16 protein-coding genes are annotated in these 15,010 nt (G+C 68.2%); 3 read left to right on the plus strand and 13 right to left on the minus strand.

Annotated elements, in window-relative coordinates; genetic code table 11:
- The 12 genes from RWO33_RS14320 to RWO33_RS14375 all read right to left on the minus strand — a co-directional run.
- Positions 1 to 582: DNA polymerase III subunit delta' (locus RWO33_RS14320; RefSeq protein ID WP_314105735.1), on the minus strand; the 582-nt coding region annotated here is incomplete at its 3' end.
- Entirely contained in the window at positions 575 to 1,243 is a 669-nt protein-coding gene (tmk, locus tag RWO33_RS14325) for a dTMP kinase (RefSeq protein ID WP_314105737.1), read from the minus strand. The genes RWO33_RS14320 and tmk, both read right to left, overlap by 8 nt.
- A complete protein-coding gene (gene mltG / locus RWO33_RS14330; RefSeq protein WP_314105739.1) occupies positions 1,240 to 2,298 on the minus strand; it encodes an endolytic transglycosylase MltG in 1,059 nt (352 codons plus the stop codon). Before mltG ends, tmk begins: the two co-directional genes overlap by 4 nt.
- 174 nt (positions 2,299 to 2,472) lie before the next feature.
- Positions 2,473 to 3,864: an aminodeoxychorismate synthase component I gene (locus RWO33_RS14335; RefSeq protein WP_314105751.1), complete on the minus strand. Its 1,392-nt coding sequence runs from the start codon at positions 3,862 to 3,864 to the stop codon at positions 2,473 to 2,475.
- Positions 3,865 to 4,013: 149 nt separating this feature from the next.
- Complete coding sequence (gene fabF / locus RWO33_RS14340) at positions 4,014 to 5,276, minus strand: beta-ketoacyl-ACP synthase II (RefSeq protein WP_314105740.1); 1,263 nt, start codon at positions 5,274 to 5,276, stop codon at positions 4,014 to 4,016.
- Positions 5,277 to 5,381: 105 nt separating this feature from the next.
- Positions 5,382 to 5,621, minus strand: a complete 240-nt coding sequence (gene acpP, locus RWO33_RS14345; RefSeq protein WP_145478435.1) for an acyl carrier protein — start codon at positions 5,619 to 5,621, stop codon at positions 5,382 to 5,384.
- Between the two features lie 153 nt (positions 5,622 to 5,774).
- Positions 5,775 to 6,518 carry a 3-oxoacyl-ACP reductase FabG gene (gene fabG / locus RWO33_RS14350; RefSeq protein WP_145478436.1) on the minus strand — a complete coding sequence of 248 codons (744 nt, stop codon included), beginning with the start codon at positions 6,516 to 6,518 and terminating at the stop codon, positions 5,775 to 5,777.
- A 76-nt stretch (positions 6,519 to 6,594) separates the two neighbouring features.
- On the minus strand, positions 6,595 to 7,539 hold the full coding sequence (gene fabD / locus RWO33_RS14355) for an ACP S-malonyltransferase (RefSeq protein WP_314105742.1): 945 nt from the start codon (positions 7,537 to 7,539) through the stop codon (positions 6,595 to 6,597).
- 117 nt (positions 7,540 to 7,656) lie between these two features.
- Entirely contained in the window at positions 7,657 to 8,439 is a 783-nt protein-coding gene (locus tag RWO33_RS14360) for a serine/threonine protein phosphatase (RefSeq protein WP_145478438.1), read from the minus strand.
- 63 nt (positions 8,440 to 8,502) lie between these two features.
- The gene (locus RWO33_RS14365) at positions 8,503 to 9,480 is read right to left on the minus strand and encodes a beta-ketoacyl-ACP synthase III (protein ID WP_145478439.1); all 978 of its coding nucleotides are present in this window, start codon (positions 9,478 to 9,480) and stop codon (positions 8,503 to 8,505) included.
- A gap of 55 nt (positions 9,481 to 9,535) precedes the next feature.
- Complete coding sequence (rpmF, locus tag RWO33_RS14370) at positions 9,536 to 9,733, minus strand: 50S ribosomal protein L32 (RefSeq protein WP_070207941.1); 198 nt, start codon at positions 9,731 to 9,733, stop codon at positions 9,536 to 9,538.
- Positions 9,734 to 9,841: 108 nt separating this feature from the next.
- On the minus strand, positions 9,842 to 10,351 hold the full coding sequence (locus tag RWO33_RS14375; protein WP_145478440.1) for a YceD family protein: 510 nt from the start codon (positions 10,349 to 10,351) through the stop codon (positions 9,842 to 9,844).
- A gap of 110 nt (positions 10,352 to 10,461) precedes the next feature.
- Between RWO33_RS14375 and RWO33_RS14380 the strand changes: the two genes are divergently transcribed.
- Positions 10,462 to 11,034, plus strand: a complete 573-nt coding sequence (locus RWO33_RS14380; RefSeq protein WP_314105747.1) for a Maf family nucleotide pyrophosphatase — start codon at positions 10,462 to 10,464, stop codon at positions 11,032 to 11,034.
- 19 nt (positions 11,035 to 11,053) lie between these two features.
- Here the strand turns inward: RWO33_RS14380 and RWO33_RS14385 are convergent, their stop codons facing one another.
- Positions 11,054 to 12,895, minus strand: coding sequence for a glycosyltransferase family 39 protein (locus RWO33_RS14385; protein WP_314105749.1), 1,842 nt, complete (start codon positions 12,893 to 12,895; stop codon positions 11,054 to 11,056).
- 40 nt (positions 12,896 to 12,935) lie between these two features.
- Between RWO33_RS14385 and RWO33_RS14390 the strand changes: the two genes are divergently transcribed.
- Both RWO33_RS14390 and RWO33_RS14395 read left to right on the plus strand, forming a co-directional pair.
- Positions 12,936 to 13,889, plus strand: coding sequence for a MoxR family ATPase (locus tag RWO33_RS14390; protein WP_145478443.1), 954 nt, complete (start codon positions 12,936 to 12,938; stop codon positions 13,887 to 13,889).
- 24 nt (positions 13,890 to 13,913) lie between these two features.
- Entirely contained in the window at positions 13,914 to 14,861 is a 948-nt protein-coding gene (locus RWO33_RS14395) for a DUF58 domain-containing protein (RefSeq protein ID WP_314105753.1), read from the plus strand.
- The last annotated feature ends 149 nt before the right edge of the window (positions 14,862 to 15,010 follow it).

Genomic DNA, 15,010 nt, shown 5'->3' on the forward strand with positions numbered 1-15,010 from the left:
GTCCAGGGCCTCGCGGGCGCTGGCTTCGCTGTGGCCCTGGGCCTGCAGCCAGGCCAGGCTCTCCTCGCGCGGCGGCAACTTGAATTCCAGACGCTGGCAGCGGCTGCGCACGGTGGCCGGCAGGCGCGCCGGGTCGCTGCTGATCAGCCACAGGTAGCGGCCGGGCTGCGGTTCTTCCAGGGTCTTGAGCAGGGCGTTGCAGGCGGCGCGGTTGATCGCGTCGGCCGGGTCCACCACCACCACCTGGGCGATGCCGTACTGCGGGGTGAGCGAGAGCTTCTGCGAGATCTCGCGCACCTGTTCGATGACGATTTCGGTGCGCAGCTTGTCGCCGGATTTGTTCGGGATGAACGAGACCAGCTGCAGGTCCGGGTGGGTGCCGGCGGCGATCAGCTGGGCGCTGCGCTGGGCGGCGGCGGGTTCGCCGCGGGTCAGCACGTGGGTGGCCATGCGCAGCGCCACCTCGCGCTTGCCCAGTCCGGCCGGGCCGCAGATCAGCAGGCCGTGGCCCAGCCGGCCGGCGTCGAGCGCGGCGATGGTCTGGTCGTAGGCGCGCTGCTGCCAGGGCGAGAAATCAGCCATTGCCACCCTCCTTCGAAAGGTATGCGGTGACCGCAGCCACCACCTGGGCGGCCACGCCGGCCTGGTCCTGGCTGGCGTCGATCAGCTGGAAGCGCGCGGGGTCGTCGGTGGCACGGTCGCGGAAGACAGCACGCACGCGCTGGAAGAAATCGTCCTGCTCGCTTTCGATCCGGTCCGGCCCCAGGTCACGGCCGCTGGCGCGCGCGCGGCCCACCGCCACGTCCACGTCCAGCAGCAGGGTCAGCCCAGGCTGCAGGCCTACCGCGCGGCGCTCGAGGTCGGCGATCCAGGCGGGGTCCAGCCCGCGCCCACCGCCCTGGTAGGCATAGCTGGAATCGGTGAAGCGGTCGCTGAGCACGTAGCCGCCGCGCGCCAGCGCCGGCTCGATCTGCTGGCGCACATGCTGGGCACGGGCCGCGAACACCAGCAGCAGCTCGGCTTCGGCGCTGAGCGGCTCGTTGGCGACCTCCGCATCCGGGGTGAGGATCAGCGCACGGATGCGTTCGGCCAGCGGCGTGCCACCGGGTTCGCGGGTCAGCACGACCTCGTGGCCCCGTGCCTGCAGCGCGGCGCGAATGGCGTTGAGCGCGGTGGTCTTGCCCGCGCCTTCACCGCCTTCCAGGCTGATGAAACGCGGGTGGCGGCGCAGTGCGGCGCTCACTTCGGCGCCGCCTGGTTGCGCTGCTGGCGCAGCTGCTGCAGGTAGCGCGCCACGGCGGCGTTGTGCTCGGTGTAGTTGGCCGAGAACGCGTGTGCGCCACTGCCATCGCCTACCGCCACGAAATACAGCGCATCGCCCGCCGCGGGGCGTGCGGCAGCCTGCAGGGCATCGCGGCCCGGCATGGCGATCGGGGTCGGGGTGAGGCCGGCGCGGGTGTAGGTGTTGTACGGCGTGTCGGTGGTGAGGTCGCGCTTGCGGATGTTGCCGTCGTAGCTGCTGCCGATGCCGTAGATGACGGTCGGGTCGGTCTGCAGGCGCATGCCCATCTTCAGGCGGCGCGCGAACACGCCGGCAATCTGCGGGCGTTCGCTGGGCAGCGCGGTTTCCTTCTCGATGATCGACGCCAGGATCAGCAGCTCATACGGGGAATTGAGCGGCAGGTCGTCGGCGCGGCTTTCCCACGCGGCCGCCAGCTCCTTTTCCATGGCGGCATGGGCGCGCTTGAGCACGTCCAGGTCGGTGTCGCCTCGCTGGTAGACGTAGGTTTCGGGCAGGAAGCGGCCCTCCGGGTGCTGGCCGGGGAAACCGAGCGTCTTCATCAGCGCGGCATCGTCCAGGTCATCTGTGGTGTGGACCAGAGGGTCGGCGCGCTTGAGCGCGGCACGCAGCTGGCGGATGTTCCAGCCTTCGACGATGGTGACGCGGTGCTGCAGGGTGCGGCCCTGGCGCATGCGGGTGAGCAGCTCGCGCGGGGTGAGCTTCGCGTCCAGTGCGTATTCGCCGACCTTGAGTTTGCCGGCGGCGTCGAGCTGGCGCGCCAGCAGCTGCCACTGGGTGTCGTTGCCTTCGTCCACGCCGGCGTCGCGCAGTTTGCGCAGGACGGTCTGCAGGCCATCGCCCGGGGCGATGACGACGCTTTCCTGGTCGGGGGTGATGGTCGCGTCGGCGAAGCCGCTCTGGCTGTGCCAGAACCATGCGCCGGCGGCGGCCAGCAGCAGTGCGCCGAGCAGCACTACCGCCAGGACGGTGAAACAACCTCGTTTTACGCCTGCCATGCCTACCTCGGTGGGGTGGTGCAGCCACGCAGGGCGTGGCTCTACGGGTTCATTCGTTTCCGCGGGGACACGCGTGGCGTGTCTCTACGCGGGTGCGCCGGTTGCGTAGTGACACGCCATGCGTGTCCCCGCAGTGCCCGAACCGCCCACACCCGCCCTACAGCATACCTTGGCTCAGTCACGCCGACCCAGCGCGCGCATCAGGCCACGGGCCTTGGCGCGGGTTTCGTCGAGTTCCCTGGCCGGATCCGAATCGACCACGATGCCGGCGCCGGTACGGAACGCCGCCGTTGTACCGGCGACCTCGGCGGTGCGGATCAGGATGTTCAGGTCCAGGTCGCCGTCGCGGTTCAACCAGCCGAACGCGCCGGTGTAGGCGCCGCGTGCGGTCTGTTCGAGCTCGGCGATGATCTGCATGCAGCGCACCTTGGGGCAGCCGGTGATGGTGCCACCCGGGAAGGTGGCGGCAATCACCTGGCCCGGGCTCACGCCCGCGCGCAGGCGACCGCGCACGTTGCTCACGATGTGGTGCACGTGGGCGTAGCTTTCCACGCTCATCAGCTCGTCCACTTCCACGCTGCCTGGGCTGCAGATGCGGCCCAGGTCATTGCGCTCCAGGTCGATCAGCATCACGTGCTCGGCGCGCTCCTTGGGGTGGCCCACCAGTTCGCGGATCCGTTCGGCGTCGTCGTCGCCTTCGAAGCGCGGGCGCGTGCCGGCGATCGGACGGGTCTGCACGTCGTCACCGTGCACCGATACCAGCCGCTCCGGCGAAGAACTCACCACCGCCCTGCCCTGCGCGATGAACAGGCCGGCGAACGGCGCCGGGTTCGCCACCCGCAGCTGCGCGTACAGCGCGTGCGGCGAGAGCACCTCGTCGAAGTGCGCGACCCAGCGCCGCGACAGGTTCACCTGGAACACGTCGCCGGCACGCAGGTAGTCGATCACCTTGCCCACGCCGTCGGTGAAGCGCGTGGGCGCATCCTCTTCCATCCCGGCAGGCGGCTGCCACTGCGGCAACGGCGGCAGCGTGGCGGTAGCTGCCAGGTCCTGCTGGAGCACGTCCAGCAGCGCGTCGTGCCCGCTCTCGCAGACGGCATGGAACTGGCCCAGCACGCGGTCATGCAGCACGGCAGCCGGGCAGCGCAGCGCCAGCGCGCTGGGCAGGCCGTCGGCACGTGCGGGCAGATCGAGCACGGTTTCGATCTGGCCGGCCAGTTCGTAGTCCAGCATCAGCGCCCAGCCGCCGCGGAACGGCAGGCCGGGCCCTGCGCCGGGAACGGGCAGAGCCGAATCCGGCGCGCCTTCGCGCGGCAGGCGCAGGGCGTGCCAGTGCGCGTCGAGTACGTCCAGGAAGGTGCCGGCGTGCACGGTGCCGGCGTGATCGCGCACGACGCCATCGGCGTGCAGTGCGAGCGATTCGCCGTTGCCCATCAGCAGCAGGTCCCAGCGGCCCTGGGCGGTGCCCGAGGCGGTGGACTCCATCAACAGCGGGTAGCGCTGGGGGGCCAGACGCTGGAGCGCGAGCAGGTCGGTGGTGTCGGGCAGCGGGCGGGTCTGGAACATGGGAATACCGGCGGTGGTGTCGGGGCCGGCGGCGAGCCGGTCTGGCATTGTGAGGGCCGGCCAACGGCCGGCGCTACCGGGCGTATTGCCCAGATGTGCCAAGGCCGCCCGGTGGGCGGCCTTGGCGGACAGCTGTCGCGGCGTGCGACTCAGACGCGCTTGAACACCAGCGTGCCGTTGGTGCCGCCGAAGCCGAAGCCGTTGGACATCACCACGTCGACCTTGGCTTGGCGTGCGGTGTTGGGCACGTAATCCAGGTCGCAGCCCTCGCCCGCTTCGTGCAGGTTGATGGTGGGCGGAATGATGTCGTCGCGCAGCGCCAGCACCGAGAAGATCGCTTCCACGCCACCGGCCGCACCGAGCAGGTGGCCGGTCATCGACTTGGTGGAGCTGACCATCATCTTGTAGGCGTGGTCGCCGAAGGCGGTCTTCATCGCCATGGTTTCGCCGAGGTCGCCGAGCGGGGTGGAGGTGCCGTGCGCATTGAGGTAACCCACCTGGTCCGGGCTGACGCCGGCGTCCTTGAGGGCCATGGTCATGCAGCGGGCAGCACCTTCGCCGTTCTCGCTCGGCGCGGTCATGTGGTACGCGTCCGAGCTGGCGCCGAAACCGGCAAGCTCGGCGTAGATGCGCGCGCCACGCGCCTTGGCGTGTTCGTATTCTTCCAGGATCAGGATGCCGGCGCCGTCGCCGAGCACGAAGCCGTCGCGTTCCTTGTCCCACGGGCGCGAAGCTTCCGTCGGGGCGTCGTTGCGGGTGCTCATGGCCTTCATGGCGCAGAAGCCGCCCAGCGCGGTCGGCGAGGAGCCACGCTCGGCACCGCCGACCACCATCACGTCCGCGTCGCCGTACTGGATCATGCGCATCGCGGTGCCGATGGAATGGTTGGAGGTGGCGCAGGCCGATACCGCCGAGAACGACGGACCCTTCAACCCGGTGATGATGCTCAGCTGGCCGGGCAGCATGTTGATGATGGTCTTGGGCACGTAGAAGGGCGAGATCTTCTTGCCCTCATGGAACTCGATGGTCTGTTCCTCGATGCCCAGCAGGCCGCCGATGCCCGCGCCCACGATGGCGCCGATGCGCTCGGCATTGCCGTCGGTGATCTCCAGGCCCGAATCGTTCAAGGCCATGAAGGCGGCACCGAGGCCGTAATGGATGAACGGGTCCATCTTCTTGGCATCCTTGCCGCTGACCCGGAATTTGCCGAACTGTTCGTTGTCGGCGGTGATGTCGAAGTCCCTGACCTCACCTGCGATCTTGGTGGTGAAACGGTCCAGGTAGGCCTGCGAAACGTTGGTCAGCGGGCCGATGCCGGAACGACCTTCGGTGATGCCCTTCCAACTGGTGGCCATATCATTGCCCAACGGCGAGACCATGCCCATGCCGGTAACGACGACGCGACGCTTCATTGCAGATTCTCCTGACTCAAAAAACACAGGGCCGCTAGCGCGGCCCCATGGGATTGCTGCGCGCGATGGCGGCGTTGGCCACGATCGCGCGCACGCCGCCCGACATCACGCCTTGACGTGAGCCGAAACGTAGTCGATTGCAGCCTGGACGGTGCTGATCTTCTCGGCTTCTTCGTCCGGGATCTCGCACTCGAATTCTTCTTCCAGCGCCATCACCAGCTCGACGGTGTCCAGGGAGTCGGCGCCCAGGTCATCGACGAACGATGCGCCGTTGGTGACTTCTTCTTCCTTGACGCCAAGCTGTTCGACGACGATTTTCTTGACGCGTTCTTCGATGGTGCTCATTGGATATCGCTCCAGATGGAGTAGTGGTTCAAAAAGTGACGCCATCAAATGGCGATGGCCGTGGGATAGTGTAGTGGAAACCGCAGGCCCCTTGCATTTCTGCAAAAAACCATTCAGATCAACCACTTGCGGTGCAATCCCTGCACCACATGCTTACGGCATGTACATGCCGCCGTTCACATGGAGGGTTTCGCCGGTGATGTAGCTGGCCGAAGGACCGGCCAGGAACGCCACCGCGTTGGCGATGTCGGACGGCTCGCCCAGGCGCTCCAGGGCGATCGACTTGACCAGGCCGGTGCGCTGCTCTTCGGGCAGGGCCTTGGTCATGTCGGTGTCGATGAAGCCCGGGGCCACCACGTTGACGGTGATCCCGCGCGAGCCGATTTCCTTGGCCAGCGACTTGGAGAAGGCAATGATGCCGGCCTTGGCGGCGGCGTAGTTGGCCTGGCCGGCGTTGCCGGTCACGCCGATCACCGAGGCGATATTGATGATGCGGCCCTTGCGCGCCTTCATCATGCCGCGGATGACCGCCTTGGAGGTGCGGTAGACGCTGGTCAGGTTGGTGTCGAGGATGGCCTGCCAGTCTTCGTCCTTCATCCGCAGCAACAGGTTGTCGCGGGTGATGCCGGCGTTGTTGACCAGGATGCTGATCGCACCGAATTCCTTGGCGATGCCGTCGAGCACGGCGTCCAGCGCGGCCGGGTCGGTCACGTTCAGCGCGCGGCCATGGCCGCCCACCGCCGCCAGGCGTTCGCCGATGGCCGTCGCGCCGGATTCGGTGGTGGCGGTGCCGATGACGGTCGCGCCCTGCGCGGCCAGTGCGTCGGCGATCGCCGCACCGATGCCACGGCTGGCGCCGGTGACCAGTGCGATTTCACCCTGAAGGGGCTTGCTCATGTTCAGTTTCCTCGAACGGGACCGACCCGCGGCGCCAGCCCGGGGGCTGGCACGTGACGGGCACGGTCGAAAGTCATCAGGCAGCCCAGGTCTCGCGGGCGGTCTCGAAGTCGGCGGGCGTGGACAGTGTGCGCGCATCCAGCGACTTGTCGATGCGTTTGATCAATCCGCTCAGCACCTTGCCGGGGCCGCACTCGGCCACGCGGGTGACGCCACGGGCGGCGAGCGCCTCCACGCAGCCGGTCCACTGCACCGGCAGGTACAGCTGCTGGACCAGAGCACTGCGGATGGCGTCGATGCCGTCATGGATGCGTGCGTCGACGTTCTGCACGACCGGCAGGCTGGGCACGCGCCAGTCCAGGCCGGCCATGGTCTCGGCCAGGCGATTGGCGGCTTCGCGCATCAGCGGGGTATGCGAAGGCACGCTGACGGCAAGCTTCACCGCCTTGCGCACGCCCTTTTCGGCCAGCAGGGCCAGCGCGCGGTCGACCGCCTCGGCGTCGCCGCCGATCACGATCTGGCCGGGCGAGTTGTAATTGGCCGGGACCACCACCTGGCTGCCCGAGGCCTGTTCACAGACCTCCTTGACCAGCGCATCCTCGGCGCCGAGCACGGCGGCCATGGCGCCGACGCCGGCCGGGGCGGCTTCCTGCATCAGCTGGCCGCGCAGGCGCACCAGGTGGGCGCCATCACGCAGCGACAGCGCGCCGGCGGCAACCAGCGCGGTGTATTCGCCCAGGCTGTGCCCGGCCAGCACCGCCGGCTGGACGCCGTGCACGGCCTTCCAGGCGCGCCACACGCCGATGCTGGCGGCCAGAAGCGCGGGCTGGGTGTATTCGGTGCGGTTCAGCATCTCTTCCGGGCCGCCCTGCGACAGCGCCCACAGGTCCACGCCGGCGCCGTCGGAGGCTTCGGTGAAGGCCTCGCGCACCTGCGGGTGCAGTTCGGCCAGTTCAGCCAGCATGCCCAGCGACTGCGAGCCCTGGCCGGGGAACACGAAAGCGAGATTGGAATCGGTCACGCGGAAATCCGCCTGCAAAAAACGAACGGCGAATGATAAGGGGGAAAAGCGCGCTTCGTCTGTACTGGCGCGTATTGACCAGGCCCCGGCAGGTGCCGACCATTGGTCGGCACGCCCTCAGACAAACAGCTGCAGGATGTCCAGATCGCCGTCGCTGAAGAAGTCGAAACAGATCGCCACCAGCATCAGCATGCCCAGCGTGGTGGCCCCGTGCACGACCAGGATGGCGTGCGCCAGCGCGCGCGCCGAACGCCCCATCTTCATGCTGTAGCGGGCCAGGCGCTGCAACCGACCCGACACCGCATGCGCATGCGCCAGGACCGGGGCGTCTTCGCCGTCCATGGCCGCCGCCATCAGCGCCTGCAGCCGCTCCGGGCGGTGTTCGTAGTACTTGGCCACGCCGTAGCCGAACATCAGCCAGTCGCGGGCCTGGGCCTGCGCCAGGTCCATCACTTCCAGCGGGTCTTCCTCGAAATCGATGAAGCCGATGGCCTGGCCATCCCAGGTCAGGTTGCGCGGCAGCGGTTGGCCGAAATAGGCGCCCCGGGCGTGGGCCACGACGATGGCCTGCATGGCGGCCGACACCAGCGCGTCGCGGCCGGCATCGTCGGCCTGGCGCAGGCACGTGTTGAAGGAGCGGCCGTTGTCGCCCAGGACCAGCGAGGCATGGCCGCTGCCGATCACGTGCGGCACGTTCACTCCCTGGGCCTGCAGTTCGGCCAGGCGCCGCGCTTCGGTCTCACGGGCGGCATCGCCGCCGCGATGCGGCGGTGGGCGCAGGGCGTCCAGCTGGAAACGGTTGGCCACGAACCTGAGCAGGCCCAGCGCGACCGCGCGGCTGCTCTCGCCGTACTGCTTCAGCCAGGCGCGCTGGCCTTCGATGACGATGGGTTCGACCATGACACATCTCCAGAAATGCAGAACGGCCCCATCGGGGCCGTTTCGTGTGAACCGATTAACGCATTAATAACGCAGCAGCGCCGAACCCCAGGTGAAGCCGCCACCGAAGGCTTCCAGCAGCAGCAGCTGGCCGCGCTGGACCCTGCCGGAGCGCACCGCGACGTCCAACGCCATGGGCACCGACGCCGACGAGGTGTTGCCGTGCCTGTCGACGGTGACCACGACCTGGTCCATCGACATGTCCAGGCGTTTGGCGGTGGCTTCGATGATGCGCAGGTTGGCCTGGTGCGGGATCAGCCAGTCCAGGTCGGCCTTGCTCAGGCCATTGGCATCGAGGGTTTCATCAACGACCGAGTCCAGCGCCTTGACCGCGTACTTGAACACGTCGTTGCCCTTCATCAGGATCGCGCCGCGGGCCTGCTCGCCTTCGCCGAAGCCGGCCGAGACGCCCACGGGATTCCACAGCAGTTCCTTCTTGCTGCCATCCGAATGCAGGTGGGTGCTGAGGATGCCGGTGTCTTCATCGGCCTTCAGCACCACCGCGCCCGCGCCATCGCCGAACAGCACGCAGGTGGTGCGGTCGTTCCAGTCGACGATGCGGGTGAGGGTTTCCGCACCGATGACCAGCACATGGCGGGCATCACCGGAACGGATGAATTTGTCGGCCACGCCCAGCGCGAACACGAAGCCCGAACAGGCAGCGTTGACGTCGAAGGCAGGGCAGCCGCTCGCACCGAGCTTGGCCTGGATCAGGCACGCGGTGGAGGGAAAGATCAGATCGGGGGTGGTGGTACCCACCACGATCATGTCGAGCTGGGACGCATCGATACCGGCCGCTTCCAGCGCACGCACCGCGGCGTGGTAGCCGAGGTCGCTGGTGGTTTCCGTATCGGCGGCAATGTGCCGCTCACGGATGCCGGTACGCGTCTGGATCCACTCATCGCTGGTGTCGACCATTTTCTCCAGATCCTGGTTGGTCAACACTTTTTCGGGCAAATAACTACCAGTGCCCGCGATCCTCGAGTAGATCCGCTTGCTCATTGCATTTCCTGTAAAAGGTAAAGGCCGCTGTCCGGCGGACAGCGGCCCTCACGAATCAATCTTCTTCGACGGCCGAGTTCGACTTGGTCGCGATCACCTTCTTGCCACGGTAGAAACCGTCGGCGGTGATGTGGTGACGCAGATGCACTTCACCGGTGGTCGGATCGGTGGACAGCTGCTTGGCGCTCAGGGCGTCATGCGAACGGCGCTGGCCGCGGCGGGACGGGGTAACACGGGATTTCTGCACAGCCATGGGATTGCTCCAAACTCGGTTCGATTTGCTTCGTCGTATCGTCGCGCAGGACGCCAGCGCCCAGCACATTCTTCGCTTTCGCCGCAGCCGCCGACGACAATCCGGCTGCTATTGTTTCTTCAACGCCGCCAATGCCGCGAACGGATTGGCCTTGCTCTGTTCTTCTTCGGTCGGTGCCCAGTCCCGGTTCACCGCCTCGCCCTCGGGCGACAGCGGTACCACGGGGACGGCCAGGACCAGTTCGTCCTCGACCAGGTCCAGCGGACGCAGGTTGCCGTGTTCGGGCACCAGCATCGCCTCGTACTCCTCCGGCAGCGCGGACTCTTCGTCTTCGCTGCGGATCAGGCCGAGACGCTGCTTCACCGACACCGGCAGCAGGAAGCGCTGCAGGCTGCGCTGACAGATCAGCGGCAGCGCGGTTTCGATGGACAGGTCCACATAGGATACCTTCAGCACCTCGTCGTGACCGAACTCCAGCGCAAAGCTGCACTTTCCTTCGGTATCGGCAACAAGGCCCTGCAGGCGGGTCATTTCAGCCAGTTCTACCTGACCGTCGAAGCACCTTCGTGCTGCGACCATGCGCCAGGCATCCAGCGTTTCGGGCACGTTCGCGGACATAAGCCGCTGAATGTTAAGGACGCTTTGGGCCGTTGTCAAATGCCTCCGCCCCAAGGCGCACGCCCGGTGCGGTAGAGTGCGCCCCACTCCCTGCTGCCCGGTATTGTCGCATGCTTCCCCTGCTGCTGGCGTCCACCTCCCGCTATCGCCGTGAACTGCTGGAACGGCTGGGCCTGCCGCTGGAGACGGCGCGGCCGGACGTGGACGAGTCCCCTGCTCCCGGCGAGGCGCCGCGCGCCCTGGCAGTGCGGCTGGCGCGAGCCAAGGCGGCCGAGGTGGCCGCGCGTCATCCGGGCCGCTGGGTGATCGGTTCGGATCAGGTCGCGGACCTGAATGGAACCCCGCTGGGCAAGCCCGGCGATGTCGCCGGCGCCGAGGCCCAGCTGGCCGCCATGTCGGGCCAGACCGTGGCCTTCCACACCGCGATCTGCCTGGTCCGCGACCAGCACGTGCTGGAGGCCTGCGACCTGACCCAGGTCCGGTTCCGCGCCCTGGACCGCGATGAGATCGCCCGCTATGTCGCTGCTGAACGACCGCTGGACTGCGCCGGCAGCTTCAAGTGTGAGGGGCTGGGGATCACCCTGTTCGAGGCAATCGAGAACCGCGATCCCACCGCGCTGATCGGCCTGCCGCTGATCGCGCTGGCCGGGCTGCTGCGCGAGGCCGGCTACCGGCTGCCCTGAGCCGGGCGACGCCGCCGGCTCAGCGGGACGGGACGGTGAACGCCTGTTCCTGCCACTGCTCCACGCTGCCGTCGTTGCCGTACAGCGTCATGCCCAACCAGTGTCGGCCCGGTGCGAGTGCGCGGGTGTCGAGCGTGGCATCGAAGGCCACGTGCGGATGCTGCGGATCGGTGGAGATCTTCCACGCGGGGGTGATGTCGTAGGCACGCCCGTAGGCGGCATCGCCCACCGGCGTGCCGTCGATCAACAGCTCGACCCGCGACAGCCCCACCCCGTCCTTGAATGCCCAGCCGCGCACGTCCATGCGCTCGCCGACGCGGGCGTCCTGCACCGGCGTGTCGATCCAGGCCATAGCCGGGGTAACGCAGGGGCCGTCGACGCGCTGCGCGGGCAGCTTGAACAACAGGAAGCGCTGGTAGCCGTGGTCCTGGCTGACCACGCGCGGCGGCGGCAACGGACCGACCTGCCGGCAGATGTCGTGGTAACGCTCGAGCAGGTCGCGGTAGCGCTGGTCGCTGGGCGACAGCACCAGCAGCATCGGCGCATCGCGCTGCCCATCGTGCAGCAATCCCCACAGTCCGAGCTGCGCGGTGCGACCGTGCTTGTCGTTGAGGGGGTGGCGCAGCACTTCGATGCGCGGATCGCGCAGCTGGAAGCCGAGCTCCGCCCCCACCTTGAAGTTCCCCGCCAGCACCCGCGTGCCTTCCGGCATGCCGGCCAGTTCCGCACGCACTTCATCGGCCAGTGGTGCCCAGCCGGCGAAGTTGCGTGGGTAATACTTGTCGCCCGCCAGCTGCGCGCGCAGGCTCGGACTGGAGGCCATCAGGTAATAGCCGAAGGCCAGTGCCAGTCCCGTGCCGGCCAGCCACCAGCCGGTGCGGCGCAGCCAGCGCGGCCAGCCGTTGAGCACGACCGGCACCGCCACCAGCAGGGCCAGGTAGCCCGGCAGCGGCCAGTGGAAACTGATGCGTTCGACGTCGGTGAAGAAGCCCAGCGCGAAGATCGCCAGCGTGGACACCGCCCCGACCAGGCCGAAGTAGCGCCACTGCTCGCGGGCACCGCCGCCCGGACGGGTACCGGCCAGCGCCACTTTCCACATCGCCACGCACAGGATCGGCGTGACCAGCATCGGCTGGATCACCAGGAACCACAGGCCACTCCATTGGAAGGCCCACGGATGCCGTTCCACCACCTGGAATTTCAGCCCGGCGTCCTGGTTGTCGGCATTCCAGGCCAGCAGCGGCAACCAGGCCATCACGCCCACCGCCAGTGCCACCCACACGCGTGGATCACGCAGGCTGCGCCGCCCCTGCGGCAGCAACAGCAGGGCGATGAAGCCGACCACGATCACGCCGATGAAGCGGTAATGGCTCAGCGCACCGATCGCCAGGCCCAGCGACAACTTCACCGCTGCGGCAGCGTCGACGTTGCGCAACAGGCGCGCGCCGGCATCCAGGCACAGCACGGCGGCCAAGGCCATCGGCACATCGGGCACGGCCAGCATGCCCAGCGTGGCCGACAACGGCATCAGCAGGGTCAGGCTGCCGGCCTGCCAGCCGGCCACCGCGCCGAACCAGCGCGTGGCGATGCGCGATACCAGCCATGGCAGGGTGGCGCCGATCGCCAGGAACGGCAGGCGCAGTGCCAGCACGTGGTTGCCGCCCAGCTCCACGCCGAGCCGGGCCAGCCAGGCGGTCAGTCCAGGAAGATCCGAATAGGCCGCGGCCAGGTGCTGGCCTTCCTGCCAGTAAAACGCTTCGTCCACGAACAGGGGCAGACGCGCAGCCACCACCAGCTTGACCGCGGTGATGAGCGTCCACAACATCAGAAATATCGTGCGTGCGCGTTGTTCGCCCTGCATTGCTCTATAGAATCGAAGGAATCATCGAGACGAGACGGACATGGAAAATTCGCCCCGCGTGCCCGCCATGCTACCCGAAGAACTGCGACAGGCTTTGCAGAATGCCCAGCAACAGGTCAACGGACTGGTGCTCGGCAAGGCCCATGAAGTCCGCCTGGCGTTCGTTGCGCTGCTCTCCGGCGGCCACCTGCTGATCGAAGACCTGCCCGGCCTGGGCAAGACCACGCTCGCCCACGCGCTGGCATCCAGCCTGGGGCTCGGCTTCCAGCGCGTGCAGTTCACCTCGGATCTGTTGCCGGCAGATGTGCTCGGCGTCTCGGTTTACGAAGCGAGCAGCCGACAGTTCCAGTTCCATCCCGGCCCGGTCTTCACCCACGTGCTGCTGGCCGATGAAATCAACCGCGCTCCGCCGCGCACGCAGAGCGCGCTGCTGGAAGCGATGGCCGAACAGCAGGTCACCCTGGACGGAGTGACCCATCCCCTGCCGGATCCGTTCTTCGTCATCGCCACGCAGAACCCGGTGGACCTGTCCGGCACCTTCCCCCTGCCCGATTCGCAGCTGGACCGGTTCCTGCTGCGGCTGGCGCTGGGTTACCCGAACCCGGAATCCGAACGCGAGCTGCTGCGCGGCACCGATCGCCGCCACCTGATCGCGCAGGCCACCGCGTGCCTGGACGATCACCAGGTGCGCGCGCTGCGCGATGCCGTCAACCAGGTGCACGCCAGCGAAGCGCTCATCCAGTACGTGCAATCGCTGCTGGCGCGCAGCCGCCAGCACGCCGGGGTGCGGGTGGGATTGTCGCCGCGTGCCGGCCTGGCGCTGCTGCGCGCGGCCAAGGCGCACGCGCTGCTGCTGGGCCGCGGCCATGTAGTACCCGAAGACATACAGACCCTGTTCGTGGCGGTAGCCGGGCACCGCCTGGTGCCCGAGGCCGAAGCCAGCAGCGGGCCGGCGCTGGCCCGCGCGATCCTGCAGACGGTTGCGGTGGACTGAGTGCGCAGCGGCTGGGGAGACCGCCTGAAGCACACGCTTGCGGCCAGTGGCCGGGCCTTTACGCGGCCGCGGCAACCAGAAAGCCTGCCGCAGCGGTTGGCCCGACGCCGCATCTACGTGCTGCCGACCCGCTTCGGCATGTTCGTCACCGTGTTGCTGGTGGTGATGCTGCTGGGTGCGCTGAACTACAACAACAATCCCGCGCTGCTGCTGGCGCTGCTGCTGGCAACGGTGGCGATCGCCAGCACTTTCAGCGCGCACCTGCAGTTGTCCGGACTGCAGGTCGATGCCGTGTCCGCCGAGCCGGTGGTAGCCGGGGCAACGATGCGCCTGCGCATCAACCTCTCGCGCGCCGATATGCGCGTGCGCCGTGGCCTGGCGGTGTCGCTTGGCGATGTCGTGGCCCATGGACACCTGGTCGATACCGACCGGATCGAAGTCGACCTGCCGCTGCCCACCGAGCGCCGCGGCTGGATGGACCTGGACCGCATCCGGCTGTCCACGACGCAACCGTTGGGACTGGTGCGGGCGTGGTCGTGGGTGTGGCCGGACGCACCGCTGCTGGTCTACGCCGCGCCCGAACCGCAGGCACCGCCGCTGCCCGAAGGCGATGGCGACCCCCTGCACACCCGCGTGCATGCCAGCGGCGACGAGCTGCACCAGCTGCGGCCCTACCGTGCCGGCGATGCGCCGCGCAGCATTTCCTGGAAGCATTCGGCGCGCCGCGACACGCTGCTGGTCCGCGAGTATGAGAAGCCGGTCGGCGTGGACATCCTGCTCGACTGGCGGCAGCTGGCACCGCTCCCGGGCGAAGCGCGCATCGCGCGGCTGGCGCGCTGGGTCGACCTGGCCGAGCGCGAAGGCCGCCGCTACACGTTGCACCTGCCGGGACAACCGGTGCTGGGCCCGTCCCAGGGCAGCAGCCACCACCACCTCTGCCAACGCGCCTTGGCGCTGATGCCGCATGGCTGACCTTCCCACCGCCCTGCTTTCCCCTGTGGCCCGCCGCTGGACGCTGGCCAGCGGCGCGCTGGCGCTGCTGCCGCTGCTGCTGCAGCTGCCGCCACTGCTGGCAGGCGTGTTCGCGCTGGTCGCGGTGCTCACCGCGCTCGCCTCCGGCC

The organism is uncultured Stenotrophomonas sp. (genome assembly GCF_963519925.1).
Classification (GTDB): Bacteria; Pseudomonadota; Gammaproteobacteria; order Xanthomonadales; family Xanthomonadaceae; genus Stenotrophomonas; species Stenotrophomonas maltophilia_AE.